Genomic DNA, 25943 nt, shown 5'->3' with positions numbered 1-25943 from the left:
ACAATGGGGGGATGCCCTCACCCGCTCCGCGTCCCCTCCCCGTCGTTCTGGCCAGGATCCGCATGCCCCTGATGTGGCTGGCGATGACCGCCCTGCTGGCCGGTTACCTCGGTCTCTCCTGGTGGGTCGGCGTGACCCTGCTGGTGGTGGCTCTGGCCGTGAACCTGCGCCTGGGAACCCCGCGCTGCGCCCCGCGTGTCCTGGCGCCGCCGGTCCGCGGCCGCTGGATGGCACTGACCAGCCCCGTGGACAACGTCCCCAGCCAGGGCACGCACGCCTACGGGCAGACCTACGCGCTGGGACTGGTCGCCGAGGACGGTACCCGCCCGGACATCGCCTGGCGCCCGCTCAGCCGCCCCCCGCGGGACTTCCCGGCCTTCGGCGCCCCGGTGTACGCCCCGGCGGAAGGCACGGTGGTCCGCGTACACGACCGGCAGCGGGACCACCGCAGCCGAAACTCCTGGCTCTGGCTCTTCGGCAGCGTCCTGGAGAACACCCTGCGCGAACTGCGCGGCCCGTCCGGGTTGTTGGGCAACCACGTCATCATCGACATCGACGGCGCCCACGTGCTCCTGGGCCATCTGCGCCGGGGCTCGATCACGGTCGCGCCCGGGGACCGGGTGGCACTAGGCCAGCGGATCGCCCGGTGCGGGAATTCGGGGGCCTGCACCGAGCCGCAGGTCCGGATACAGCTGATGGATCTGCGTCACCCCCTCTTCGCCGCCGGTCTGCCCATGGTCTGGGCGAGCGGTTGGAACGCTGGTTCCCCGGAGGCCGAAGGGTTGCCCGAGACCTGGCGTCCGGTGGAGGTCACCGACCACTACGGTGTTCCCCCTGGTCGGGCCGGTTCGGCGGGAGATTACCCTGACAGTCAGGTAAGGCGAACCTCATGAGAGGCGGGGCGCGGTGAACGCGATCGATGGTGCGCCCTGCAGGCTCACGGTCTGTAGGGGCTGCTGCTGCGGGACCAAGAAGAAGGTGCCCGGGGTCGACCACAAGGCCCAGCTCGCTCGCCTCAGTGCCATCGACGACCACTCCGCCCGCCGCGTCCCGGTCCGTACGAGCAAATGCCTGGGTATCTGCTTCCAGGCCAACGTCGTCGTGGTCCAGCCCTCCCAGGAGGGGCGGGCCGCCGGAGGCCGCCCCGTCTGGCTCGGCCAGATGACCGAGGACAAGCTCCTGGACGCCGTGGACGACTGGATCTTCGACGGCGGACCCGGCATCGCCCCGCTCCCGGCCGTCCTGGAGGAACACGTGACCTCCAAGGACGCCAAGAAGCCGAAGAAGAACAAGAAGCCCAAGCAGTCAAAGGCCGCCAAGAAGGAACGCAAGAAGGCCAAGGAGAAATCGGCCAAGAAGGAGAAGAAGGCGCGCAAGAAGGCCAGGAAGAAGGAGACCGAGGCGCTCCGCTCCCGGACCGCTCCGCCCGGGGCCCCGGGGAAGAACAAGTCCGACAAGGCCAAGGGCGCGGGTAAGGGCGGGAAGGGCGGGTCCGGGAAGGACCGGACCCGCAAGGACGAGTCCGGGAAGAGCTAGGACGGAAGGCCCCCGCAGAGCGCTCCGCCGTGACCGCTTGTGGCCCGAGGACGGCAGGCGGGACAATGGACCGGTGCGCATCGGAGTGCTCGGCCCGTTGCGGGTCGTCGCCGACGGCCGGGAGACGGGGATCGGCGGCGCCCGGCTGCGTGTCCTGCTCACTCGCCTGGCTCTGGGGGTGGGGGGAGTGGTTTCGCCGACCGCCCTGAGCGAGGCGCTCTGGCCGGAGGGCGGCCCGGCGCACCCCCACACGGCCCTGCACTCCCTGGCCACCCGACTGCGCCGCACGCTCCCCGAACCCCACGCGCTGCGCTCCGAACCCGAGGGCTACCGGCTCGCGCTCCCACCCGAGGCGGTCGACGCGGCCCGCTTCGAGCGCCTGGCGGTCCAGGGGCGGGGAGCCCTACGGGACGGGCACCCCGAGGACGCCGCGCAGCGGCTGCGGGAGGCGCTGTCACTGTGGCGGGGCGCACCGCTGGCCGACACCGCCCACCTGCCCTTCGCGGTCCCCGCCGTCGCCCGTCTGGAACGGATCCGCCTGGGTGTCCGCGAGGACCTCGTCGCCGCGGAACTGGGCTCCTCGGACGCCACGGAGCGCAAAGTCCACCTGGCCGAGCTCGAGGAGCTCATCGCCGACCACCCGCTGCGTGAACGCCTGCGGGAACTCCTCGTCGCCGTCCTGGCCGCGGACGGCCGCAGGGGTGAGGCGCTGACCGCGCACGAGGAGTACCGGAGGCTGCTCGCCGCCCAGCTCGGCACCGTGCCGGGCAAGAGCATGAGAGCGCTCCACCAGCGACTGCTGGGTGGGCGCGGCGACGGCCCCTCACCCGGTCCCTGAGAGCGTTCTCCGGGGGTGCCGGGTGGAGACGGCGACCCCCGGTTCGGTCAACGGGACTGGGGCGCGAACTGGGTGCGGTAGAGGGCGGTGTACAGGCCACCCGCCTCCAACAGTTGTTCGTGTGTGCCGCGCTCCAGGACGCGCCCGTCCTCCAGCACCAGGATCTGGTCCGCCTCGCGGACGGTGGCCAGCCGGTGCGCGATCACCAATGAGGTCCGCCCCTCCAGAGCGACGGCCAGTGCTTCCTGTACCGCGGCCTCGGATCCTGAGTCCAGGTGTGCGGTGGCCTCGTCCAGGACCACGATCGACGGCGCCTTCAGCAGCAGCCGGGCGATGGCCAGACGCTGCTTCTCACCGCCGGAGAGGCGGTACCCGCGGTCGCCGACCATCGTGTCCAGGCCGTTCGGGAGCTGCGCCAGGAGCGGACCCAGCCGCGCCATCCGCAGGGCCTCCTCCAACTCCCCGTCGGTCGCTTCCGGCTTCGCGTAACGCAGGTTGGCGCCCACGGTGTCGTGGAAGAGCTGCGCGTCCTGGGTCACCACGCCCACGGCCTCGCGCAGTGAGTCCCCGGTGGCCTCCCGAAGGTCCAGTCCACCGATCCGCACCGAGCCCTCGGAGGGGTCGTACAGCCGCGAAACCAGGTGGGTGAGGGTGGACTTGCCCGCCCCGGAGGGGCCCACGAGGGCCACCATCTGGCCGGGTTCGGCGCGGAAGGACACCTCGCTCAGTACCTGGGTGTCCTCGGCGACCTCCGACTGCGGGGTCAGCTCCAGCGACGCCACCGACGTCTCCGAAGTGCCCGGGTAGCGGAAGGACACCCGGTCGAACTCCACGCTCAGGGGACCCCTGGGCAACGGCTTCGCGTCCGGGCTCTCCTTGATCTGCGGTTCCAGGTCCAGCACCTCGAAGACCCGGTCGAAGGAGACCAGCGCGGTCATGATCTCCACGTGCACGTTGGACAGCGTGGTGATCGGCCCGTACAGCCGCGCCAGCAGCGTGGTGAGGGCGACCAGCGTGCCCACCTCGAACGCGCCGTCCACCGCGAGCACACCGCCCACGCCGTAGACCATCGCCATCGCCAGCGCCGTGATGGTGGCCAGCATCGTGAACAGCAGACCGCCGATCACGGACTGGCGGACCCCCAGGTCGCGCACGCGCGCCGCGATGCCGGAGAAGCCGCGGGACTCCTCGTCCGGGCGCCCGTACAGCTTGACCAGCATGGCCCCGCCGACGTTGAACCGCTCGGTCATCAGGGAACTCATCGCGGCGTTGTTGTCCATGGCGTCGCGGGAGATGTTGGCCAGTTTGCGGCCCAGCAGCTTCGCGGGGACGATGAACAGCGGTACCAGAGCCAGCGCCAGCAGGGTCACCTGCCAGGACAGGGCCAGCATCGTGATGAGCACCGCGACCACGCTGATCAGATTGGACACCACCGACTGCAGCACCGAGGTGATGGCCCGCTGGGCGCCGACCACGTCCGTGTTCAGGCGGCTGATCAGCGAACCCGTCTGGGTTCGGGTGAAGAAGGAGATCGGCATCCGCTGCACGTGCGTGAACACCTGGGTGCGCAGGAGGTAGATCACACCCTCGCCGATGCGGGAGGACAGCCACCTACCGGTCAGGGTGATGACGCCCTCCAGGAGCGCCAGGACCGCCGCGGCGACCGCCAGCCAGACCACCAGCGAGGTGTTCCCCGGAATGATGCCCTGGTCGATGATGGCCCTCAGCAGGAGCGGGTTGGCCACGACGACGGCGGCACCCACCGAGGTCACCGCGAGGAAGAACAGGATGGATCGCCAGTGCGGTGTCGCGTAGGACAGGATGCGCCTGGTGATCCCCGGGGGCAACTCCTGCCCCCGCGCGCTTCCGTCGTTGACCAATGCCCTGTAGGAGGGCCTCCCTGACATCATCGGCAGCCTCGTCTTTCGTTCACCACGTCGCCACCCAGGCCTCAACACCGGAGCGGCGGTACAGCTTCCCGTACGCGTGTCCTGCTCTGCCGGAAGGCCCCGGTACCAGGGGATTCGGCGCCGCGGGGCCCAAGGATTGGTCGAGGGGCGAGGGCCCCAGAGGTGGCCGGTGGTCGGTGCCCGCGACTAGAGGGAGTGTGCGAGGCGGCCGAGCGCGGCGGTCGTGGACCGACCGGCGGTGAAGGGGAGCTCCCAGGCCTGTGCGCCGAGGGCGTCCGCTCCGCGGATCTTGGCCTGCGTGTAGCGGTCGCCGACGGTGAAGGCCAGGGCCGCGGGCACGAGCGGCCGCAGCAGCTCGGCGTAGGCCGCCCAGTCGGCGACCGTCGGCGGTCCCTCGATGACGAAGGAACCGGCCACACAGGACAGCGCCGCGATGGTCTCGGCCCGCTCCTCGGCTGGGTTGACCGGGCGGCCGGGGCCCTTCCAGGCCCGGACCCGCTCGTCGGACTCGATGCCCACGACCAGCGGCAGTCCGCGTTCGGCGATGGATCGCAGGAAGCGCACGTGTCCGACGTGCAGGACGTCGAAGACACCGGTGACCACAACCGGCCGCTCCAGCGCCTCCGGTCGTTGGAACCAGAGCGCGCTCAGCGGCTCGGCCACCTCGTCCGTGCCTTCTGTGTCCGTCATCTGGCCCCCGTTTCGCCGAACCCGAGGGGCGCCCGCGTCCGGTTGCGCTGACGGGTCCGCCCGAAAGGTCAACGTACCCGTTGGAGCCGGGTATTCCGCCTCTCGTGGCGGCAGAACCGAACGATGTTCTGACTGTGTGTTGTGTCACCGGGAACCGCTTCGCTCCTAGGTGAGTCCCACTCCGCAGGACACAGCCTAAGAAAAGGGGCGTACATGGCCTGGGTGGTCATCGTCGAGGAGAGCGTGAACTATGGACAGAGCGCGCGCTGGGGCGTGGGAACGGTGCGGGGCGACCACGCCGACCGTGAGGAGGCCAGGAGTGCGGCGCTGGCCATGACGAGGACTTTCGCACCGAACCATCCGTGGTCGGAGCGGGATCGCCAGGTCTTCCGGAACTCGGAGGACTCGTATCTGGTCAACGTGGTCGGTGCCACGACCGAGTTCCACTTCCGAGTGTCCGTCGCGGAGCGGATCTAGGGCCTCGGTCCTCTGGTGTCCTCGGCACGATGAGCAGGGCCCAGAGGGTCGTCCCCCTGGTGGAACGGTGAGACGAGCTGGTGCCGGGGGGTGCGCGGCTCGCTTCGAGTGGAGCGGGGGTTTGGGGGTCGTCCCCCTGGTGGAACGGTGAAACGAGCTGGTGCCGGGGGGCACACAGCTCGCTTCGGGTGGAGCGGGCGACGAGAATCGAACTCGCATGACCAGCTTGGAAGGCTGGGGTTCTACCATTGAACTACGCCCGCGTGGCATCGGAGCCCTTGAGTTTCCTCTAGACTCGTTGAGCCGACGGAGACAAGAGTACAGTCTCCGGGGGGTTGGTCGCACACCCGATTGCGGGAAAGTGTGTCCACGTCCGGCAACGGGGTGTAGCGCAGCTTGGTTAGCGCGCATGCTTTGGGAGCATGAGGCCGCGGGTTCGAATCCCGCCACCCCGACGAAACCATCCATGGTGGTTCGGCCTTCGGGCCGTGCGCCGTGGCCCCCTGCGTATCTGCCCTAGACTTGGTGCGATCAGCAGGAAACTGTAAGTCCCAGCCCGTCGCAGGGCACCCCAGTAGAACGTGGTCCTCACTGACCGGGGTGCGCGCGTGCATTCGCCGTTTGTGTGGTGCGCCTGCGGGCCGACGCGGACACCAGCCGGCAAACCTAGGAGTACCGCCCCGTGAAGACCGATGTCGAGGAGCTCAGCCCGACCCGGGTCAAGCTGACCATCGAGGTGCCCTTCGAGGAGCTCGAGCACGCTTTCGACGTGACCTACAAGTCGCTCGCGAAGCAGGTTCGGATCAAGGGCTTCCGCCCGGGCAAGGCGCCGGCGCGGCTGATCGACCGCTACGTCGGCCGCGGCGCGGTGATCAGCGAAGCGGTCAACCACGCCGTTCCGGAGCTCTACAACGAAGCCATCCAGAAGGAGGAGATCTTCGCGCTCGGCCAGCCCGACGTGGAGGTCACCAAGCTGGAGGACAACGACGAGCTCGCCTTCACCGCCGAGGTCGACATCCGACCCAAGTTCGAGGTGAAGGACTACAAGGGCATCGAGGTGACCGTCGACAACGCGACCGTCACCGACGAGCAGATCGACGAGCAGATCGGCACCCTGCGCGAGCGCTTCTCCACCCTCGTTGGCGCCGACCGTCCCGTCGAGGACGGTGACCACCTCTCCATCGACCTGGCCGCGTCCATCGACGGTGAGAAGCTCGAGGACGTCGCCGTGAGCGGCTACTCCTACGAGGTCGGCACCAACACCATGCTGGAGGGCCTCGACGAGACCCTGCGCGGCATGGAGTCCGGTGGCGAGGCCACCTTCAAGACCACCCTCGTCGGTGGTGAGCACGAGGGCAAGGAGGCGGACGTGACCGTCACCGTGCACTCGGTGAAGGTCAAGGAGCTGCCCGAGCTGGACGACGAGTTCGCCCAGCTGGCCTCGGAGTTCGACACCATCGACGAGCTGCGTGAGGACGTGCGCAAGCGCATGGCCGACGTCCGTCGGATGCAGCAGCTGTCCGCCGCCCGTGACAAGGCGCTGGAGAAGCTGATCGAGTCCGTCGAGATCCCGCTGCCCGACGCGGTCGTCGACGAGGAGATCACCCGCCGTCGCCAGAGCCTTGAGCAGCAGCTCGCCCAGAGCGGTCTGACCAAGGAGGCCTACCTCGAGTCGCAGGAGAAGACCGAGGAGGAGTTCGAGGAGGAGCTGAAGACCGGCGCCAACTCGGCGGTCAAGGCTGGTTTCATCCTCGACCAGCTGGCCCTCCAGGAGGACCTGAGCGCCGACCAGGGTGAGCTCAGCCAGTACGTGTTCGAGCAGGCCCAGCGCATGGGCGTGAGCCCGGACCAGCTGGCCCAGCACCTGGTCGAGTCGAACCAGATCCGCGTCGCCTTCACCGAGGTCGTCCGCGGCAAGGCCATGGACCTGGTCCTGGCCGGTGCCAAGGTGACCGACGAGGACGGCAACGCCGTCGAGCAGGACATCGTCGAGGCCTCTGACGAGGACGCGCTGGCCGAGGCCGTCAAGGCCGCCGCCGCTGCCTCCGCCGAGGTCGCCGAGGCCGACAAGGCCGAGGAGACCGCTGAGGTCGACGAGGACAAGAAGGACGACGAGGACGCCGACAAGGCCGACTCCAAGTAGTTCGCAGGCCGTTCAGTGCCTTGAGGGGCGCTGGCGGAGCTCTCACGGGCCCTGACCGATCCGTTTCACCGGGTCGGTCGGGGCCCGTTCGCGTTTGTCCGCGGCCGCGACCCCCGCGGCCTCGTCGTGAATCCGCCGCAATACGCTTCTGGGCCGTGTTCACTGGTGGAGCCCTGTGTTCGCTGAGAGGGTAAAGGGCGTGTTCCCGGCGGGCCGCACCCTGCGCTCAAAGCGAACAGGGGCGGTATCCGGACGAGCCTGGCGTCTGTCAGCGTTAGTGTCGCTGTATCGCAACCGTTTCGATTCCGGAGCAGGTGACGAGAGTGCCGCCGACCTTTGATGAGTCCACGCGATTCGACGCTCGTACGTCGGATCCGCAGCTTTCCCCTTTTATTGAGCAGACGCCTCAGCGCCTGTTGCGCCAGCGAATCGTATTCCTCGGCCAGCAGGTCGACGACGACATCGCCAACCGCCTGGTTGGTGAACTCCTGCTGCTGTCCGCCGAGGACCGCCAGCGGGACATCACCATGTACATCAACTCGCCTGGCGGATCCGTCACGGCGGGCATGGCGATCTACGACGTCATGCAGTACATCCCCAACGACGTGCGCACCGTGGGTATCGGTATGGCCGCTTCGATGGGCCAGATGCTCCTGTGCGCCGGTGCTCCCGGCAAGCGTTACGCGCTGCCGCACACCCGCGTCATGATGCACCAGCCCTCCGGTGGCATCGGGGGCACCGCCTCCGACATCCGGATTCTGGCTGACCAGCTGATGTACGTGAAGAAGATGTTCATCCAGAAGATCTCCGAGCACACCGGGCAGTCGGTCGAGCAGATCGAGAAGGACGCCGACCGGGACCGCTGGTTCACGGCTCAGGAGGCCAAGGATTACGGCTTCATCGACGAGGTGCTCGAGGGCACCCTCGACGTGACCAGCTGACCTGGCCCAGTCCATGAATCGGCGCAGTGCGTGGAAGGCGTGAAATGACCGAGTTCAACCCCAGTCTCATCGGCGGCGCGGCCTCGATGGCTCCCCAGAGCCGCTACGTCCTGCCGTCCTACGTGGAGCGTACGTCGTACGGCGTCAAGGAGATGAATCCGTACAACAAGCTCTTCGAAGAGCGGATCATCTTCGTCGGCGTCCAGATCGACGACACTTCGGCCAACGACCTGATGGCCCAGCTCATCACGCTTGAGCAGCTCGACTCCGAGCGGGACATCCAGATGTACATCAACTCGCCGGGCGGTTCCTTCACCTCCCTCATGGCGATCTACGACACCATGCAGTTCGTGCGCCCCGACATCCAGACGGTGTGCATCGGACAGGCCGCGTCGGCCGCCGCGATCCTGCTGGCGGGCGGCACCAAGGGCAAGCGTGGTGCCCTGCCCAACGCCCGGATGATGATCCACCAGCCCGCGACCGAGGGTATGCACGGTCAGGCCAGTGACATCGAGATCCAGGCCAACGAGATCACCCGTATCCGTACGCAGCTGGAGACCACTCTGGCCAAGCACACGGGTCGCTCCCAGGAGCAGGTCTCGAAGGACATCGAGCGGGACAAGATCCTCACCGCGGAGGAGGCCGTCGAGTACGGTCTCATCGACTTCGTGCTGCCTTACCGCAAGGCTTCCCTGAAGTAGGGCACCGGCGGTCGGTGTTCCTCGCCGGGAAGGGGTCCCACGTTCGCTTCGGATGTTCGTGAGAACGTTCCCGGCAAGAGGAATCAGGTTGCCAGAAGTACCTGCCGGGCCGGTTTCTGACCCGCCTGGGGCAGCCCGGTGGTGAAGCCGGTCCGGTTTTTCGCTTAGTCTGGCGGAGAGCGACACACAGATCGCCCCGTTCGTGGCTGGCCAGGTCGTGAACGGATACACGGAAGCGCGCCTTCCGTCCGTTCCGTGCCGGGCAGGCCGGGAACGGGGCGGCCTTAGTTTTGAGGAGTGGCTGGGTGGCACGCATCGGCGACGGCGGGGACCTGCTGAAGTGCTCATTCTGCGGTAAGAGCCAAAAGCAGGTGAAGAAGCTCATCGCTGGCCCCGGCGTGTACATCTGCGATGAGTGCATCGATCTGTGCAACGAGATCATCGAAGAGGAACTCGCTGACGCCACTGAGCTCACGTGGGATTCCCTCCCCAAGCCCCGGGAGATCTTCGACTTTCTCGATTCCTACGTGATCGGGCAGGAGCAGGCGAAGAAGGCCCTCTCAGTGGCGGTGTACAACCACTACAAGAGAGTGCGTTCGGAGACCGAGCGTCCCGGTGGCGAGGACGTCGAGATCGCCAAGTCGAACATCCTTCTGCTGGGTCCGACCGGCTCGGGCAAGACCCTGCTGGCGCAGACCCTGGCGAAGATCCTGAACGTTCCCTTCGCCATCGCGGACGCCACGGCGCTGACCGAGGCGGGGTACGTGGGCGAGGACGTCGAGAACATCCTCCTGAAGCTGATCCAGGCCGCTGACTACGACGTCAAGAAGGCCGAGACCGGCATCATCTACATCGACGAGGTCGACAAGGTCGCCCGCAAGAGCGAGAACCCGTCGATCACGCGCGACGTGTCCGGTGAGGGCGTGCAGCAGGCGCTGCTGAAGATCCTGGAGGGCACCACCGCGAGCGTGCCCCCGCAGGGCGGACGCAAGCACCCGCACCAGGAGTTCATCCAGATCGACACCACCAACGTGCTGTTCATCTGCGGCGGCGCCTTCGCGGGGCTGGAGAAGATCATCGAGTCCCGCACCGGGCAGCAGGGCATGGGCTTCAACGCCGTGCTGCGGCCCAAGAGCGAGATGGCCGGAACCGCTCTGTTCGGCGAGGTCATGCCGGAGGACCTGCTCAAGTTCGGGATGATCCCGGAGTTCATCGGCCGTCTGCCGGTGATCACCAGCGTGCACAACCTGGACAAGGCCGCGCTGATCCAGATCCTCACCGAGCCGCGCAACGCCCTGGTCAAGCAGTACCAGCGGCTGTTCGAGCTGGACAACGTGGAGCTGGAGTTCACCCAGGACGCCTTGGAGGCCATCGCGGAGCAGGGCATCATCCGGGGGACCGGCGCCCGCGGTCTTCGCGCCATCATCGAGGAGGTCCTGCTCTCGGTGATGTACGAGGTGCCCAGCCGGGAGGACGTGGGCCAGGTGATCATCACCCGTGAGGCGGTTGAGCAGCACGTGAATCCGACGATCGTGCCGCGGGCCCAGCTGAAGGCGGACGACGACCCCCAGGAGAAGTCGGCCTGAGCGCGGCGGCCCTGAGGGGCCGCCGCAGGCACCAGTGGGATTCGGGGCGCCCCTTCTCGAGGGGGCGCCCCCTTCTCGCGTCTGGGCGGCCCTGAGCGCCGCCGGGGCGGCCATGGGGAGGACGCGGAACCGGAGCGCGGCCAAGGGGCGCCTCAGTCGCCCGCCAGGACCTTCTCCATGCGGGCGATCTCGGTGTTCTGCTCGGCGATGAGGTCGTTGGCCATCCGCAGGACCTCCTGGTCCTTGCCCTCCGCCATGACCTGCTCGGCCATGGTGACCGCGCCTTCGTGGTGGACGGTCATGAGTTCCACGAAGAGCTGGTCGAAGTCGTCGCCCTCGGCGTCGGCGAGGCGCCGCATGTCCTCGTCGGAGACCATGCCCTCCATGTCCTCGTGGTCGACCTGGAGGTCGCACTCGACCACGTCGTCCTCCCCGGAGTGGTGGCTGCCGTCGCCCTCCAGCCCGCAGAAGTTCTGGTAGGCGGGATTCTCCCGGGCCGGGCCGAAGACGTTCACCTCCAGCCAGCTCTCCATCGCGGAGATCTCGGGCCCCTGCGCGGCGGAGATGCGGTCGGCGATGCGCTCGATGCCGTCGCGCTCGTAGCGGTCCTCGACCAGTTCGGTCATCTCCAGGGCCTGGGCGTGGTGCTCGATCATCTTCACCAGGTAGGTGACGTCGGCCTCGTTGTGGCCCTGCTCCTCGGCGAGGGCGGCGATCTGCTCGGCCGTGGCGGGGGTTGAGGCCTCTCCGGGGGCTCCGGGGGCGATGACGTTGGCGGACTGCTCGCCGTCATCGCCGGTACAGGCCGAGACTCCGAGCAGTACGAGGGCGGTTCCGGCTGCGAGTGCCAGGCGACGCACGGGGTCTCCTTCAGGGGTGGGGGCCGGCGGGGCGGGTGTCCGCCGGTAGGGGTGACCGCGACTCGATGAACGCGACATCCTGCGGGTTTTCTACTCACTCCGTGGGTGTTTTGTCCAGTGCCGAGCGCGTGTTGGCCCCGTCGTGTGCGGCTTTTGTGTTGCGTGCGGACGCCCGCGTGGTTGCGAGTACGCCCATGTGACGCGCGTGGTGCCCAGGTACGGCATTCAGGGGTGAGATGCCCGTGCTCGGCGTTTCGTCTGGTCTGTGGCGCATGGCAGATATACAACCCAAAGTAGTCAAATAACTTCTTTGGGTGTTTTTCGGGGGGTGGGGGCATGGCTTCGGGAACGGGGCGAGGGCTTCGGTTCGGTGGGGTCCGGCGCTGCGGGCTCCGGGGCCGGGGAACCCTGACGGTCTCCTCGGTGGCGGCGGCGCTGGGCCTGCTGGTACCCGGAGCCAGCGCCGCCGACGGTGTGAGTACGAGCGGGGGAGTGGTGCACCTGGCCAACGTCCCCAAACCCCAGGTGCTGGGTTCGGCGTTCAACTCCGACCTCGCCTTCACCGGAGACCACGCCATCGTCGGCAACTACGACGGCTTCGTCGTCCACGACATCTCCGACCCGGCCGACCCCCTCGTGGTGGCCACAGTTCTGTGCCCCGGTGGTCAGGGCGACGTCACTGTCAGTGGTGACCTGCTGTACTTCTCCGTGGACTACCCGCGCGCCACCGACGAGTGCGGCGCGCCGCCCGCCCCGGCCAGTGACCCGGACGCGTTCGAAGGCTTGCGGATCTTCGACATCTCCGACCGCGCCAACCCGCAGTACGTCGCTTCGGTGGCCACCGACTGCGGTTCGCACACCAACACCCTGGTGCCCGGCGAGGACGGGGAACACGACTACGTGTACGTGTCCTCGTACTCGCCCTCGGCGGACTTCCCGAACTGCCGACCGCCGCACGACAAGATCTCCGTGATCGAGATCCCGATCGACGATCCGGCCGGGGCGGCGGTGGTCAGCGAGCCGGTCCTGTTCCCGGACGGCGGCCACCGCACCACCACCGGCTGCCACGACATCACGGCCTACCCCGCCAAGGGCTTGGCCGCGGCGGCCTGCCTGGGCGACGGCGTGCTGCTGGACATCTCCGACCCGGTCGACCCGGTGGTCGTGGCACGCGTCCAAGACGAGAACTTCGCGTTCTGGCACTCGGCCACGTTCACCAACGACGCGAAGAACGTGATCTTCACCGACGAACTCGGCGGCGGCAGCGCGGCCACCTGCAACGAGGAGATCGGCCCCGAGCGGGGAGCCAACGCCGTCTACTCGCTGGACACCTCTGGAAACAGCCCTGAGCTGCATTTTCGGAGCTACTACAAATTGCCCCGTCATCAGTCCGAAACTGAGAACTGTGTGGCGCACAACGGTTCGCTGATTCCGGTTCCGGGCCAGGACTTCTTCGTGCAGTCCTGGTACCAGGGCGGCGTCTCGGTCATCGACCTCAACGACCCCGACCAGCCGGTCGAGGTGGGCCACTTCGACCGCGGCCCGGTCGACCCGGAGAGCCTGCGCACCGCCGGTTCCTGGTCGGCCTACTACTACAACGGGCACGTCTACTCGTCGGACATCGAGCGCGGCCTGGACGTCCTCGAACTCACCGACCCCCGTTTCGAGGGAGCTGCTGAGACGGTCCTGGACGAGTTCAACCCGCAGTCGCAGCCCGAGCTCCCCGGGGTCCCCGAGGGGCGGTCGTGACGGCGAAGCCTAGGCACTGTGCGTAGCCAGATCGGGTCAGCTCTACACCGTGTTAACAACCATGTTTCTTTTGTTTCCCTCTATACATATTGATGTTGAACTGTGTACGTTCTTCCTGTTTCGCTCCAATCGGAATCAGGAGTACACATGGCGTCATCCCCCGTTCCCTCCCGCTCGAGACGCCCGCTGTACCGACGAGGCCTGACAGGGTTCGCTCTCATCGGTGCCACCACCCTGACCACGGGGCTTCTCGGTCCGGCCGCCGCCTCGGCGGACCAGGCCCCCTTCGAGAGCGACGCCGAGACCAGCGCGAACGTCACCCACGTCACCAACGTCCCCAAGTCCGAGGCCATGGACGACTTCAACTCGGACCTGGCCTTCACGGGCGACTACGCGATCGGCGGCAACTACAACGGTTTCGTCGTCTACGACATCTCCGATCCGGAGTCCCCGACAGTGGTCTCCGAGGTGCTGTGCCCCGGCGGCCAGGGTGACGTCTCGGTCAGCGGTGACCTGCTGTACTTCTCCGTGGACTACCCCCGCGCCAGTGACGAGTGCGGCGCGCCCGCCGTGCCCACCACGGACCCGAACGGGTTCGAGGGCATCCGGGTCTTCGACATCTCGGACAAGGCCAACCCGCAGTACGTCGCCGCCGTGGCCACCGACTGCGGCTCGCACACCAACACCCTGGTGCCGGGCAAGGACGGCGAACACGACTACGTGTACGTCTCCTCGTACTCGCCCTCGGTGAACTTCCCGAACTGCCAGCCGCCGCACGACAAGATCTCCGTGATCGAGATCCCGATCGAGGACCCCGCCGAGGCGGCGGTGGTCAGCGAGCCGGTCCTGTTCCCGGACGGCGGCAACACCAGAACCAGCGGTTGCCACGACATCACCGCCTACCCCGAGATCGACCTCGCCGCGGGCGCGTGCATGGGCGACGGCATCCTGATGGACATCTCCGACCCCGTGCACCCCGTAGTCACCGACGTGGTCCAGGACTCGAACTTCGCGTTCTGGCACTCCGCCACGTTCACCAACGACGCGGGCACCGTGATCTTCACCGACGAGCTCGGCGGTGGTGGCGGCGCCATCTGCACCGAGGACTACGGGGTCGAGCGCGGAGCCAACGCCATCTACACGATCGGCGGCACCGACGAGGACCCCTCGCTGGAGTTCGAGAGCTACTACAAGATCCCGCGCGTGCAGAGCGACACCGAGAACTGCGTGGCGCACAACGGTTCGCTGATCCCGGTTCCGGGCCAGGACTTCTTCGTGCAGTCCTGGTACCAGGGCGGGGTGTCGGTGATCGACTTCAACGACCCGAGGAACCCGCGCGAGATCGGCTACTTCGACCGCGGCCCGGTCGACCCGGAGAGGCTGCGTACCGCCGGTTCCTGGTCGGCCTACTACTACAACGGCTACGTCTACTCCTCCGACATCACCCGCGGGCTGGACGTCCTCAAGCTCACCGACCCGCGCCTGCGCTCCGCCGAACGCGTCACCTACGACGAGTTCAACCCGCAGTCGCAGCCGAGCTACCGACCCGGGCGCTGACGCGACCCACGATTCTCTCCCGGTGGCTCCTCCTGGGGAGTCAGGGCAAACGGGAGAGACCGGGGCCGCGGCCGAGCGGCCGCGGCCCCGCCGCACAGCATCCCCCAACCCCCGTCCCCCAACGTGAAACGATCTGGAGAAACCATGCCCGCAGCTCCCCCGACACGGGCAGGACGCGGTCTGCGAGGTGCGACCGCTGTCGCGCTCACCGCGGCCGCGACCCTGTTCGCCGGTCTCCTCGGTCCGGTGGCGGCCCACGCCGACACGCCCCCTTCCGACAGCGTCACCAGCGATAACGTCGAGCACATCGCGAACGTGCCCAAACCGGCGGCCGTCAGCAACACCAACTCCGACCTGGCCTTCACCGGTGACCACGTCATCGGCGGCAACTACGACGGCTTCGTCATCTACGACGTCGCGAACCCGGCCGACCCCCAGATCATCTCCGAGGTGGTCTGCCCCGGTGGTCAGGGCGACGTGTCCGTCAGCGGCGACCTGCTCTACTTCGCGGTGGACTCCCCGCGCGCCACCGACGAGTGCGGTGCCCCGGCGGTCCCGGTCACCGACCCGAACGGGTTCGAGGGCGTGCGGATCTTCGACATCTCCGACAAGGCCAACCCGCAGTACGTCGCCGCCGTGCGCACCGACTGCGGTTCGCACACCCTCACCCTCGTCCCCACCGAGGACGGGGCCAGCGACCTGATCTACGTCTCGTCCTACGCGCCCTCGGTGAACTTCCCGAACTGCCAGCCGCCGCACGACAAGATCTCGATCATCGAGGTCCCGCTGGACGACCCGGCCTCGGCCGCGGTCATCAACGAGCCGGTGCTCTTCCCCGACGGCGGCAACCACGACCAGCCCGGCCTGCTGCGTCCCACCGAGGGCTGCCACGACATCACGGTCTACCCGGCCAAGGACCTGGCCGCGGGCGCGTGCATGGGCGACGGCATCATCATGGACATCTCCGACCCGGTCAACCCGGTCGTGACCGAGGTCGTCCAGGACGAGAACTTCGCGTTCTGGCACTCGGCCACGTTCACCAACGACGCCAAGTCGGTCCTGTTCACCGACGAGCTCGGCGGTGGCGGTGCGGCCACCTGCACCGAGGAGATCGGCCCCGAGCGCGGCGCCAACGCCATCTACCAGCTCAAGGAGACCAGCGACGGACACAGCCTGGAGTTCGCCAGCTACTTCAAGATCGACCGCCACCAGGGGACCCAGCAGAACTGCGTGGCGCACAACGGTTCGCTGATCCCGGTTCCGGGCCAGGACTTCTTCGTGCAGTCCTGGTACCAGGGCGGGGTGTCGGTCATCGACTTCAACAACCCGAGGAAGCCGCGCGAGATCGGCTACTTCGACGCCGACTCCCGGATCGACCCGGACATGGAGAACGGCAGCACCTGGTCGGCGTACTACTACAACGGCTACGTCTACTCCTCGGACATGCGCCGGGGCCTGGACGTCCTCAAGATCACCGACCCGCGCCTGCGACCGGCTGAGCGCGTCGTCTTCGACGAGTTCAACCCGCAGACCCAGCCGAACTACCGCCCAGGCAGGTAGCCACGGTCGGCTGTGACGTACCGGGGTGCCGCGCGAGCCACGCGCGGCACCCCCGCGTGCTCCCCCCTGTCCCACCCTCCGCCCCCGGCCGGCCCCGGGGGGGCACGGGACACCCCCATCACAGGAAAGAGAGACCCATGCGCACCTCACCGCGCCGTGTGGCCGCACTGGCGACGGCCGCGGCCGCTGCTGTGCTCGCCGGACTGCTCGGCCCGGCGGCGGCTCACGCCGACACGCCGCCCTCCGACGACATCTCCAGCGACAACGTCGAGTTCGTCACCAACGTGCCCAAGCCCGAGGCGGTCAACAACGTCAACTCGGACCTGGCGTTCACCGGCGACTACGCGATCGGTGGTAACTACGACGGGTTCGTCGTCTACGACATCTCCGACCCGGAGTCCCCGACGGTCGTCTCCGAGGTGCTGTGCCCCGGCGGCCAGGGCGACGTGTCGGTCAGCGGCGACCTGCTGTACTTCGCCGTTGACTACCCCCGGGCCAGCGACGAGTGCGGCGCTCCGGCGGTCCCGGTCACCGACCCGAACGGGTTCGAGGGCGTGCGGATCTTCGACATCTCCGACAAGGCCAACCCGCAGTACGTGTCGGCGGTGCGCACCGACTGCGGTTCGCACACCCTGACCCTGGTGCCCGGCGACGAGGAGCGCGAGTACGTGTACGTCTCCTCGTACTCGCCCTCGGTGAACTTCCCGAACTGCCAGCCGCCGCACGACAAGATCTCGGTCATCGAGGTCCCGCTGGAGGACCCGGCCTCGGCGGCCGTCGCCAGTGAGCCGGTGCTCTTCCCCGACGGCGGCAACCACGACCAGGACAACCTGCTGCTGCCCACTCAGGGCTGCCACGACATCACGGTCTTCCCCACCAAGGACCTGGCCGCCGGCGCCTGCATGGGCGACGGCATCCTGATGGACATCAGCGATCCGCTGGAGCCGGTGGTCACCGAGGTGATCCAGGACGAGAACTTCGCGTTCTGGCACTCGGCCACGTTCACCAACGACGCCAGGACCGTCCTGTTCACCGACGAACTCGGCGGCGGCGGAGCCCCGACCTGCACCGAGGAGATCGGCCCCGAGCGCGGTGCCAACGCCATCTACACCATCAAGGGCAAGGGCGCCGACGCCACGCTGGAGTTCGCCAGCTACTTCAAGATCGACCGCCACCAGGGCGACCAGATCTGCGTGGCGCACAACGGCTCGCTGATCCCGGTTCCCGGGAAGGACTACTTCGTGCAGTCCTGGTACCAGGGCGGCGTCTCGGTGATCGACTTCAACGACCCGAGGAACCCGCGCGAGATCGGCTACTTCGACGCCGATTCCCGGATCGACCCGGACATCCAGGACAACGACACCTGGTCGGCGTACTACTACAACGGTTACGTGTACTCCTCCGACATCGAGCGCGGCCTGGACGTCCTCAAGATCACCGACCCGCGCCTGCGCGCGGCCGAGCGCGTCACCTACGACGAGTTCAACCCGCAGACCCAGCCCGTCTACCGCCCCGGCCGGTAGGCGAGAAGGGACGAACCCGGTTCGAGGACTGGTTCGAGGGCCAATACGAGGGGTCGGGGAGAGCACTCTCCCCGACCCCTCGCCGCGCACCAGGGGACCGCACGCGGGCCACCCGTGAGTTCTGTCATGGTCCGGCGGGCCCAGCTCGGCGAGGCCGGGGACATGTCCACCACGACTCCCCGGTGCCAGACCAAGGGGCGCGGTGATGCGGAGGCGTTCAGCGGTTCGCGCGGAGATCCCCTACGAGGGCGGTCCATTCTGCGATGGGGAACGACAGGTGGCCCGCTTCCCGGTGCTGGGTGTCGCGGACGTCCGCACCGCGGGCGGACTCGCGGGCCTCCACGCAGTTGTTCCCGTTGGCGCTGTAGCTGCTCTTGTGCCACTTGGCGGGGGTGCTCATGTGAGGCTCTCCAGGTACCCCAAGGAGGAGGCGACCGGCAACGCGGTGGTCCAAGCTGCCGTGACCACCGCGTCTACGCGTTCCGTCGCGTCGGCGGTTAGTAGAACGGTACCGTCTGCGTGATCGCTCGCGATGATCCTCTCGCCGGATCGTAGCCGGTAGTTCATGAGGGGAGCGACCGGCACGATCATCGAGGTTCCCAACGGAGCGAGACACACGGTCACACGTCCGGTTTCCGCCCAGGCCAGAAGATGTTTCGCCTGCGCGCTTTGAAGAGGCGGCGAGAGCCCACCGACCGCTGTCGCGGGGAACACCGCCGTGACTCGCAGTTCGGGTAGAGCAGAAAGACGCTCGCACCGGAGCGTAACCAGACTCGCGAGGTCTTCCGCGCTGGCCATGGGACTGGCTGCGCGGAAGACCTCTGTGGCGTATTCGGGCGCTTGTAGCATCCCGGGCACACCCGCAGGCGCGACCAGGGTGACGTGCCTGGCTGCGGCTTCGGTTTGGCCGGAAGGGCGAGGAGGAATCCCTTGCCCGTTGGCTCACGAGTGAACTCTTGGGGCGGATATGACCGCTCCAGTTCGCACGTTCGATGACCTCGCGCGGCTAACACGGCCGCGCCGTCCTCAGGTGCCCGCTCCGCGCACGGGGGAGAGCCCGCCGCTTCCGCGCAGGGGCGGACCACCGTCAGCGTCGGGGTGTCCGCCGCACGATTGGAACCGTGCCCCCGGTTCCCGAATTCAACAGTGCCGCGCCTGCGGCATCACTCAGCGAGTCCCGTGACCTCGACTGGAAGGACCCACATGTGTACTGACTGCGGAAAGTTGCTCAATACGTCCGGAGAATGCCCGGACGGGCATCTTTGACCGTATGTGCTCCTTCTCCGAACGGAACACGGGTAACGAGCCCTCGGATTGCGCTCCGGGGGTTTCGTCTAGGGGTGTACCGGCCACGCTCCCTTGCCGTTCGACACACGGACGAGTCCGTGCTCAGCGAGAACAGACACGGCGCGCTGTGCGGTGCCGCGCGGTCCTTCGTCGCCCTCCGCTCCGCCCGCGCGCTGTGGCACGAGCTCGACGCCGCGCTCCGTGCCGGGGCTCCGCTCCCGGAACCCTGGCAGCGGAAACGGTAACCACTACGCGAACACCGCCCCGTCGGCACGACCGGCGGGGCTTTCGCTTTCTGTACGGGCCCGTACGCGGTGAGGCACTCGTGTACGTTCCCCGTCTGTGAACTGGCCGAAGCGGTCCATACGGCCCGACGAAGGGGCTGGCTCTGACCCGGAGCCAGCCCACCCGCCATCAGTCGAAGAGGTCTTCGGGCCGGTCCACGGTTACGGCGGCGGGAACCCACTTCTCCAGGGTCTCCAGGTCCGTGCAGCTCTCGATCCGTTCGCGGATCTTGCCGGTTACGTCGAAGCCTCGCGCTTCCAGAACCGAGATCACACTCCGGGCAACCCCGGAAGCACGGCCTTCCTCGCGGCCCTCTTCTCGGCCGATGCCGACGTACTTGCGTGCGAAGTCGCTCTGCCACTCGTAGGTTTCCACGGCCATCAAGCTCTCCAGCTCCTTCCGAGCGGCCTCGTTGAGGCCGGACAGCACATAGTCATAATAAAACGCCCGGTTCATCTCGGGCGTGGAATCCAGCGCCCCGATCACCGCGCGTAGGGTGCGGTGATCGTCGTTTCCGTGGGCGTGGGCCGAGAGCACCGCCAGTTCGGGGAGTATCCGGGCCTCTTCTTCCCTGGCGACGACCGGCATCCGGGTCGGGCCGATAGTCAGCGGAACCAGGTCGAAACCCGGGTGGCCGGTCCGGATCGGCTGGGCGCACCAGCGGGCCATCGCGTCGCTCGGGCACAGGACCAGCAGCATCGTCGGGCACTCCAGCCGGACGTGCAGGGTGACCAGGTAGGCGGGCCAACTGCGGCGCTTGTCCTTGTCATGGCCGTGTTGGCGTTCGACCACCACCGCCATCACGTTCTCGGTGCCGTCGCGCAGCACGACAGCGCCGTCGCCGTTGAACTCCTTGGGGTCGCAGTTGGTCAGTACCGAACTGGTGTTGAGCGCCTCGGTGTACCGGGGCACCTCGAAGCCCAGGTACTCCAGCAGTGCCGGGGCCATGGCCGGTTGGTTCTGGACGAGCCGCAGAGGGATCTCGTGCTCGCGTGTGGGCATGCGGCTCCTTGGAGCTCGGGGGAGGCCGAACGCACGCGTCGAAGCGCTCGTCCGGCCGCCGAGGGGGTGACCAAGGGTGATCATGCCGTCATGTCCGCAGGTACACGGGCCTTTTGCGGATGACGGGTCGAGGGCGCGAGACCTATGCGCGGTTCGCGTCGAACAGGCGGTCGGTGGGGGCGTCCAGGACCTCCAGCACGCGTCCGGTGAAGTAGACCGTGCCCAGGGCCAGGACACGCTGGCCCAACGCGGTGACGGTGGCGGGGGAGAGGCCCTCGGCGCCGACACGGTCCCAGTGGGCGGGGAGGTCGTGGTCGAAGCGCAGGTGGGCCTCGGGCAGGCGGACCGCGGTCACGGGCAGGCCTTCGAGGGCGCTGACCGCGCCGGAGACGTCCTTGTGGTCGGGCAGGCACAGCAGCACGTGGTCCACACCGCCCCACAGCGCGCGGGCGTGGGCTAGGGCGGCGGCCACGCCGACGCGGTCGATGGCCGAGTCCACCACCACCTCGGCGGTCGAGCCGGGCACGGTGTGCCGGGACAGGCGGGCGGGCAGGGTGACGGTGCCCAGAACGGAGTGGAGGCGTTCCGGGGCGGCCGCCGGGTGCCCGAGCAGTTCCAGCATGCGGGTGGCGGCGGCCGTCCCCAGGACACCGGAGGCGGCGGACAGGCCCGAGGGCCGCAGCTCCCGCGGCGGCTCCTCAGCGGTCGCGGGGTCCACCACCCGCGGGGAGACCCGGCCCTCGGTGACCTCGTGCAGGGTCTCGCTGACGACCGGGGCCACCTCGGGGCTCTGCGGCAGGGTCACCAGGGCCCGGGTCCGGTCCGGGTCGGCCACCCGGGTCTTCTCGCGGGCGATCTCCGTCACGGTGTCGCCAAGAATCCCCAGGTGCTCGGCAAAAACCATGCCAAGCGCCACCACCTCCGGGCCGACCAGCCTGAGCTCGTCGCGGTGGCCGCCCATTCCGGCCTCCAGGACGCACGCGTCGGCGCCGACCGCGCGGGCGTGCAGGAGCCCGGCGATCAGGAACAGGCCGCTCGGCGCCAGGTAGCCGCCGCTCCGGGCGGGGGAGGGCAGTTCTCGGCGGGCCGTCTCGACTGCCTCGCCCAGGGAGCGGAGTTCTTCGTCGGTCACCGACAGCCCGTCGACCCGGACCCGTTCGCGGTATCCCCGGAAGCTCGGGCCGGTGACCAGGACGGTCCGGAGCCCGGCGGCGGACAGCGTCGCCGCCGCGTACGTGGCCGTGCTCCCCTTGCCCTTGGAGCCGACCACCCCGAGTACCGGTACGGGCGCCGGGTCCAGGTTCAGGGCGGCCATCAGCGCACTCGCGCGGTCCAGGCTGCGGGACTGTCCGGGGCGGCGGCCCGCCCACTCGGAGAAGAAGGGGGCGACGACCGGGTCAAGGCTGGGCATGACCACAGTATGGTCCGCCCCACGCCGGGCTTCGCGCACCCGACCCGGAGTCCGTGCCCAGGTGAGGCCGCGTACACTGGCGCGGGTGTACACCCCGATCACCGAGACGCCGTGAGTGAGGCGAGCGCCGCAGAGCGCTACGCCGAGGTCACCGCGGAGATTCTCTCCCGCGCACCCGAATCTGACATCGATCCTCGTCTGGACCGTGTCCGCACGGTGCTGGACCTGCTGGGCGACCCGCAGCGCAACTTCCGGGTCATCCATGTCACCGGGACCAACGGCAAGACGTCCACCGCCCGCATGATCGACGCGCTCATGCGCGGCCGAGGCCTGCGGGTGGGCCGCTACACCAGTCCCCACCTGCGGACGGTGCGCGAACGCATCGTCGTCGACGGTGAGCCCATCAGCCAGGGACGGTTCGTCGAGGCCTACGACGACATCCGCCCCTTCCTGGAGATGGCCGACTCGATGAACGACGTCCGGCTGTCGTTCTTCGAGATCCTCACGGTCATGGCCTACGCCGTCTTCGCCGACACCCCCGTGGACGTCGCGGTGGTGGAGGTCGGCATGGGCGGTACCTGGGACGCCACCAACGTCGTCGACGGCGACGTCGCGGTCGTCACGCCCATCGGCATCGACCACACCGACTACCTGCCCGACACCCTCGACGGCATCGCCGAGGAGAAGGCGGGCATCATCAAGCCCCAGTCCGTCACCGTCATGGCGCAGCAGCCGCTGCCCGCCGCGGAGGTCCTGGTCCGGCACGCCGCCGAGGTCGGTTCCACCGTGGCCCGGGAGGGGCTGGAGTTCGGGGTGACCTCCCGGGAGGTGGCCGTCGGCGGGCAGCAGTTCGCCGTCAAGGGCCTCACCGGGAACTACGACAACCTCTTCCTGCCGTTGTTCGGCGAGCACCAGGCCAGCAACGCCGCTGTGGCCATCGCGTCCGTGGAGGCCTTCTCCGCCTCCGAGGACGCCGCCGGACTCGACCCCGTGATCGTCGGCGAGGCCCTGGCCGGACTGGAGTCCCCGGGCCGGATGGAGGTCGTGCGCACCAGCCCGACCGTCATCGCCGACGCAGCGCACAACCCGGCCGGAATGATCGCCACCGCCGCCGCCGTGGAGGAGGCCTTCTCCTTCTCCCGGCTGATCGGCGTGGTCGCGGTCATGGCCGACAAGGACGTTGAGGGGATTTTGGAGCCCCTGGAACCACTGCTCGACGAGCTCGTGGTCACCCGCAACTCCTCGCCGCGGTCCCTCGACCCGGTTCAGCTGTCCGACATCGCCAAGCAGATCTTCGGTGAGGACCGCGTCCACCTGGCTCCCCGGCTCGACGACGCCATCGACCAGGCGGTAGGCCTGGCCGAGGCGGGCGGCGAGTTCGGCGGGGTCGGTGTGCTGGTCACCGGGTCGGTGGTCACCTCGGGTGACGCCGTGCACCTGCTGCGCGGTTCAGGGGAGTAGCGGCAAGCACTCCACCCAACCGACGAAGGGAAACCGCCGTGCGCACACTCTGCGCCGTAGTCCTCGTTTTCGAGGCCATCGTGATCGGCCTGGCGATCCCCATCGCCATCAACCTGGAAGGCGCCGACCCGGCTCTGGCCGGCGGCGTCTGGGGCGGGATGGCACTGGCCGCGCTGGTGCTGTCCGTCCTGCAGAAGCACACCTGGGCGCACTACGCGGCCTGGGTGCTCCAGGCGGCCTTCCTGTTCACCTCCTTCATGGTCACCGGGGCGCTCCTGGTCGCTATCGTGTTCGTGTCCCTGTGGGTCACCGGTGTGATCCTGGGCCGCAAGGTCGACCAGACGCGCGCGGCGCACGCCGCGTACGCCCAGGCCACGGAGGGCTCCCAGGAGTCCGCGACCGGCCAGGCCTCCGAGGCCGCCGGCGCGACCGGGGGCACCAGGTCGGCGTAGCCGCTGGCGGCGGTGGGCTGCGGAGAACCGGCACGCCCACCGCGCCCCGGTGGCAAACGCGATAGTGTGACGCACGTCCGGGCAGACGAGCGAACGGGTCCGCGCACGGCGGACCGTCCCCTCGCCTCGTTCCCCAGGGCGTGCGAGGTGGATGCTTCCGGTTGATCCGCCGAACAGGCCCGAGCCCCGGGCACACACCCGTACAACCCACCGCGTGCGGTCGCGACCGCGGGCGCCACGCCTGCGCGCGCCACGCGGGGGGTTCCCAGTGAGGAGTTGAAACGCACGTGGAGCGCACTCTCGTTCTCATCAAGCCCGACGGTGTCCGCCGCAACATCGTCGGCGAGGTCATCTCGCGCATCGAGCGCAAGGGCCTGAACCTGGTCGCGATGGAGCTGCGCACGCTCGACGCCGACACCGCCAAGACGCACTACGAGGAGCACGCCTCGCGTCCGTTCTTCGACTCGCTGGTGGAGTTCATCACCGGTGGCCCGCTGGTCGCCATGGTGGTCGAGGGCGAGCGCGCCATCGAGGCCTTCCGCGCCCTGGCCGGTGCCACGGACCCGGTCACCGCCGCGCCCGGCACCATCCGCGGCGATTTCGCCCTGGAGGTGCAGAAGAACATCGTGCACGGTTCGGACTCCACCTACTCCGCCGAGCGCGAGATCAAGCTCTTCTTCCCCGACCTGTAGACCCGTTCCTACGGGGGATTCGGGCCCCAGCGGCCTACTCTTGGTGTCCCGGGGTGCGTACGCACCCCGGGACACAGCTGTTTTCTCACCATTCGTCCGCTGACGAGGCAACAATTCGGTGTGTTTGCGTAACGGACTAAGTGCTGACCGTTACGATACGGGGGACTAGATACCTAACGTGCTGGAACGACTACGTATGGTCGTGCCGCACGTCCACGCCCGACACGGCGCCTCTGAGGACGTTACATGCCGAACAACCTTGCATTTCTCGGCCGGGACATGGCCGTAGACCTTGGTACCGCCAACACACTCGTGTACGTACGTGGGCGCGGCATCGTTCTGAACGAGCCGTCGGTGGTCGCGCTCAACACCTCGACCGGCAAGATCGTGGCGGTCGGTATCGAGGCCAAGCAGATGATCGGCCGCACGCCGACCAACATCACCGCCATCCGCCCCCTCAAGGACGGCGTCATCGCCGACTTCGAGGTCACCGAGCGGATGCTCCGGTACTTCATCCAGAAGATCCACCGCCGCCGCCACTTCGCCAAACCCCGCATCATCGTCGCCGTCCCCAGCGGCATCACGTCGGTCGAGCACCGTGCGGTCAAGGAGGCGGGCTACCAGGCCGGGGCCCGCCGCGTGTACATCATCGAGGAGCCCATGGCCGCCGCCATCGGCGCCGGGCTCCCCGTCCACGAGCCCACCGGCAACATGGTCGTGGACATCGGCGGCGGTACCACCGAGGTCGCCGTCATCTCCATGGGCGGCATCGTCACCTCCCAGTCCATCCGAGTGGGCGGTGACGAACTCGACCAGGCGATCATGACCTTCGTCAAGAAGGAGTACTCCCTGATGATCGGGGAGCGCACCGCCGAGGAGCTCAAACTCGCCATCGGCTCCGCCTACCCCACCGGCTCGGAGGAGCTCCACGCCGAGGTGCGCGGACGCGATCTCATCAGCGGCCTGCCCAAGACCATCGTGCTGTCCGAGTCCGACGTGCGCCAGGCCATCGAGGAGCCGGTCACCACGATCATCGACGCGGTCCGCACCAGCCTCGACAAGTGCCCGCCCGAACTCTCCGGCGACATCATGGACCGGGGGGTGGCGGTCACCGGCGGCGGCGCCATGCTGCGCGGCCTCGACGACCGTCTCCTGCACGAGACGGGGATGCCCATCCACGTCGCCGAGAACGCGCTCGACTCGGTCGCCGTCGGCTCGGGCACCTGTGTGGAGAACTACGAGCGCCTCCACCAGGTCCTGGTCCCGGAACGGCGGCGCTGAC

Annotated in this window: 23 protein-coding genes and 2 tRNA genes; 17 read left to right on the top strand and 8 right to left on the bottom strand. The window is 68.3% G+C overall.

Annotation, left to right across the window (positions count from 1 at the left end; translation table 11 throughout):
• Positions 1-11 precede the first annotated feature (11 nt).
• The 3 genes from HNR07_RS16145 to HNR07_RS16135 all read left to right on the top strand — a co-directional run bounded on the left by HNR07_RS16145 (position 12) and on the right by HNR07_RS16135 (position 2374).
• Positions 12-893, top strand: coding sequence for a M23 family metallopeptidase (locus HNR07_RS16145; RefSeq protein WP_184365703.1), 882 nt, complete (start codon positions 12-14; stop codon positions 891-893).
• A gap of 85 nt (positions 894-978) precedes the next feature.
• Positions 979-1536 (top strand): (2Fe-2S) ferredoxin domain-containing protein, encoded by a 558-nt coding sequence (locus HNR07_RS16140; RefSeq protein ID WP_312894065.1) that lies wholly within the window; start codon positions 979-981, stop codon positions 1534-1536.
• A 73-nt stretch (positions 1537-1609) separates the two neighbouring features.
• The gene (locus HNR07_RS16135; RefSeq protein WP_184365701.1) at positions 1610-2374 is read left to right on the top strand and encodes an AfsR/SARP family transcriptional regulator; all 765 of its coding nucleotides are present in this window, start codon (positions 1610-1612) and stop codon (positions 2372-2374) included.
• 47 nt (positions 2375-2421) lie between these two features.
• Here HNR07_RS16135 and HNR07_RS16130 read toward each other — a convergent pair whose 3' ends face one another.
• Entirely contained in the window at positions 2422-4284 is a 1863-nt protein-coding gene (locus HNR07_RS16130) for an ABC transporter ATP-binding protein (RefSeq protein WP_184365700.1), read from the bottom strand.
• Positions 4285-4470: 186 nt separating this feature from the next.
• Positions 4471-4974, bottom strand: a complete 504-nt coding sequence (locus HNR07_RS16125) for an adenylyltransferase/cytidyltransferase family protein (RefSeq protein WP_184365699.1) — start codon at positions 4972-4974, stop codon at positions 4471-4473.
• 213 nt (positions 4975-5187) lie between these two features.
• Here HNR07_RS16125 and HNR07_RS16120 point away from each other — a divergent pair, with 213 nt between their 5' ends.
• The gene (locus tag HNR07_RS16120) at positions 5188-5451 is read left to right on the top strand and encodes a hypothetical protein (protein ID WP_184365698.1); all 264 of its coding nucleotides are present in this window, start codon (positions 5188-5190) and stop codon (positions 5449-5451) included.
• Positions 5452-5640: 189 nt separating this feature from the next.
• On the opposite strand, the gene HNR07_RS16115 is transcribed toward HNR07_RS16120, so the two are convergent.
• Positions 5641-5714, bottom strand: a tRNA-Gly gene (locus HNR07_RS16115).
• Between the two features lie 117 nt (positions 5715-5831).
• Between HNR07_RS16115 and HNR07_RS16110 the strand changes: the two genes are divergently transcribed.
• From HNR07_RS16110 to clpX, 5 genes are all read left to right on the top strand, one after another.
• Positions 5832-5906 (top strand) — tRNA-Pro (locus HNR07_RS16110).
• A gap of 227 nt (positions 5907-6133) precedes the next feature.
• Positions 6134-7594, top strand: coding sequence for a trigger factor (tig, locus tag HNR07_RS16105; protein WP_184365697.1), 1461 nt, complete (start codon positions 6134-6136; stop codon positions 7592-7594).
• Between the two features lie 323 nt (positions 7595-7917).
• Entirely contained in the window at positions 7918-8535 is a 618-nt protein-coding gene (locus tag HNR07_RS16100) for a ClpP family protease (protein ID WP_083926859.1), read from the top strand.
• A gap of 44 nt (positions 8536-8579) precedes the next feature.
• Positions 8580-9236: an ATP-dependent Clp protease proteolytic subunit gene (locus tag HNR07_RS16095; protein ID WP_017583488.1), complete on the top strand. Its 657-nt coding sequence runs from the start codon at positions 8580-8582 to the stop codon at positions 9234-9236.
• A gap of 305 nt (positions 9237-9541) precedes the next feature.
• The gene (gene clpX, locus HNR07_RS16090) at positions 9542-10822 is read left to right on the top strand and encodes an ATP-dependent Clp protease ATP-binding subunit ClpX (RefSeq protein ID WP_017583487.1); all 1281 of its coding nucleotides are present in this window, start codon (positions 9542-9544) and stop codon (positions 10820-10822) included.
• Between the two features lie 152 nt (positions 10823-10974).
• Here clpX and HNR07_RS16085 read toward each other — a convergent pair whose 3' ends face one another.
• On the bottom strand, positions 10975-11682 hold the full coding sequence (locus tag HNR07_RS16085) for a DUF305 domain-containing protein (RefSeq protein WP_184365696.1): 708 nt from the start codon (positions 11680-11682) through the stop codon (positions 10975-10977).
• Positions 11683-12018: 336 nt separating this feature from the next.
• On the opposite strand from HNR07_RS16085, the gene HNR07_RS16080 reads away from it, so the two are divergent.
• The 4 genes from HNR07_RS16080 to HNR07_RS16065 all read left to right on the top strand — a co-directional run bounded on the left by HNR07_RS16080 (position 12019) and on the right by HNR07_RS16065 (position 18071).
• Complete coding sequence (locus HNR07_RS16080; RefSeq protein ID WP_184365695.1) at positions 12019-13431, top strand: LVIVD repeat-containing protein; 1413 nt, start codon at positions 12019-12021, stop codon at positions 13429-13431.
• 147 nt (positions 13432-13578) lie between these two features.
• Positions 13579-14988 carry an LVIVD repeat-containing protein gene (locus tag HNR07_RS16075; RefSeq protein WP_184365694.1) on the top strand — a complete coding sequence of 470 codons (1410 nt, stop codon included), beginning with the start codon at positions 13579-13581 and terminating at the stop codon, positions 14986-14988.
• 144 nt (positions 14989-15132) lie between these two features.
• Entirely contained in the window at positions 15133-16548 is a 1416-nt protein-coding gene (locus tag HNR07_RS16070; RefSeq protein ID WP_184365693.1) for an LVIVD repeat-containing protein, read from the top strand.
• 137 nt (positions 16549-16685) lie between these two features.
• Positions 16686-18071, top strand: coding sequence for an LVIVD repeat-containing protein (locus HNR07_RS16065; protein ID WP_184365692.1), 1386 nt, complete (start codon positions 16686-16688; stop codon positions 18069-18071).
• Between the two features lie 217 nt (positions 18072-18288).
• On the opposite strand, the gene HNR07_RS16060 is transcribed toward HNR07_RS16065, so the two are convergent.
• From HNR07_RS16060 to HNR07_RS16050, 4 genes are all read right to left on the bottom strand, one after another.
• Positions 18289-18471, bottom strand: a complete 183-nt coding sequence (locus HNR07_RS16060; protein ID WP_184365691.1) for a DUF397 domain-containing protein — start codon at positions 18469-18471, stop codon at positions 18289-18291.
• Complete coding sequence (locus HNR07_RS36115) at positions 18468-18998, bottom strand: Scr1 family TA system antitoxin-like transcriptional regulator (protein WP_376769977.1); 531 nt, start codon at positions 18996-18998, stop codon at positions 18468-18470. The genes HNR07_RS16060 and HNR07_RS36115 overlap by 4 nt, the downstream gene beginning before the upstream one ends.
• 774 nt (positions 18999-19772) lie before the next feature.
• Positions 19773-20645 (bottom strand): hypothetical protein, encoded by an 873-nt coding sequence (locus HNR07_RS16055; RefSeq protein WP_184365690.1) that lies wholly within the window; start codon positions 20643-20645, stop codon positions 19773-19775.
• 142 nt (positions 20646-20787) lie between these two features.
• Positions 20788-22056, bottom strand: a complete 1269-nt coding sequence (locus tag HNR07_RS16050) for a folylpolyglutamate synthase/dihydrofolate synthase family protein (RefSeq protein WP_184365689.1) — start codon at positions 22054-22056, stop codon at positions 20788-20790.
• Positions 22057-22167: 111 nt separating this feature from the next.
• On the opposite strand from HNR07_RS16050, the gene HNR07_RS16045 reads away from it, so the two are divergent.
• From HNR07_RS16045 to HNR07_RS16030, 4 genes are all read left to right on the top strand, one after another.
• Positions 22168-23517 (top strand): bifunctional folylpolyglutamate synthase/dihydrofolate synthase, encoded by a 1350-nt coding sequence (locus HNR07_RS16045; protein ID WP_184365688.1) that lies wholly within the window; start codon positions 22168-22170, stop codon positions 23515-23517.
• A gap of 38 nt (positions 23518-23555) precedes the next feature.
• Positions 23556-23969 (top strand): DUF4233 domain-containing protein, encoded by a 414-nt coding sequence (locus tag HNR07_RS16040; protein WP_184365687.1) that lies wholly within the window; start codon positions 23556-23558, stop codon positions 23967-23969.
• Positions 23970-24256: 287 nt separating this feature from the next.
• On the top strand, positions 24257-24661 hold the full coding sequence (gene ndk, locus HNR07_RS16035; RefSeq protein WP_017583473.1) for a nucleoside-diphosphate kinase: 405 nt from the start codon (positions 24257-24259) through the stop codon (positions 24659-24661).
• A gap of 246 nt (positions 24662-24907) precedes the next feature.
• The gene (locus HNR07_RS16030) at positions 24908-25942 is read left to right on the top strand and encodes a rod shape-determining protein (protein WP_184365686.1); all 1035 of its coding nucleotides are present in this window, start codon (positions 24908-24910) and stop codon (positions 25940-25942) included.
• Position 25943: the final 1 nt, after the last annotated feature.

Origin of the sequence: Nocardiopsis metallicus, assembly GCF_014201115.1 — a bacterium.
In the GTDB taxonomy this organism is placed as follows: Bacteria; Actinomycetota; Actinomycetes; order Streptosporangiales; family Streptosporangiaceae; genus Nocardiopsis; species Nocardiopsis metallicus.
Note: the sequence above shows the minus strand (reverse complement) of the source record. Positions and strands in the feature narration are given on the sequence as shown.

Coding starts and splice junctions, on each gene's coding strand:
- HNR07_RS16145 (WP_184365703.1), top strand. CDS start 12: ATGCCCTCACCCGCTCCGCGTCCCCTCCCCGTCGTTCTGGCCAGGATC.
- HNR07_RS16130 (WP_184365700.1), bottom strand. CDS start 4,284: ATGATGTCAGGGAGGCCCTCCTACAGGGCATTGGTCAACGACGGAAGC.
- HNR07_RS16125 (WP_184365699.1), bottom strand. CDS start 4,974: ATGACGGACACAGAAGGCACGGACGAGGTGGCCGAGCCGCTGAGCGCG.
- HNR07_RS16120 (WP_184365698.1), top strand. CDS start 5,188: ATGGCCTGGGTGGTCATCGTCGAGGAGAGCGTGAACTATGGACAGAGC.
- HNR07_RS16095 (WP_017583488.1), top strand. CDS start 8,580: ATGACCGAGTTCAACCCCAGTCTCATCGGCGGCGCGGCCTCGATGGCT.
- HNR07_RS16080 (WP_184365695.1), top strand. CDS start 12,019: ATGGCTTCGGGAACGGGGCGAGGGCTTCGGTTCGGTGGGGTCCGGCGC.
- HNR07_RS16075 (WP_184365694.1), top strand. CDS start 13,579: ATGGCGTCATCCCCCGTTCCCTCCCGCTCGAGACGCCCGCTGTACCGA.
- HNR07_RS16070 (WP_184365693.1), top strand. CDS start 15,133: ATGCCCGCAGCTCCCCCGACACGGGCAGGACGCGGTCTGCGAGGTGCG.
- HNR07_RS16065 (WP_184365692.1), top strand. CDS start 16,686: ATGCGCACCTCACCGCGCCGTGTGGCCGCACTGGCGACGGCCGCGGCC.
- HNR07_RS16060 (WP_184365691.1), bottom strand. CDS start 18,471: ATGAGCACCCCCGCCAAGTGGCACAAGAGCAGCTACAGCGCCAACGGG.
- HNR07_RS16055 (WP_184365690.1), bottom strand. CDS start 20,645: ATGCCCACACGCGAGCACGAGATCCCTCTGCGGCTCGTCCAGAACCAA.
- HNR07_RS16050 (WP_184365689.1), bottom strand. CDS start 22,056: ATGCCCAGCCTTGACCCGGTCGTCGCCCCCTTCTTCTCCGAGTGGGCG.
- HNR07_RS16030 (WP_184365686.1), top strand. CDS start 24,908: ATGCCGAACAACCTTGCATTTCTCGGCCGGGACATGGCCGTAGACCTT.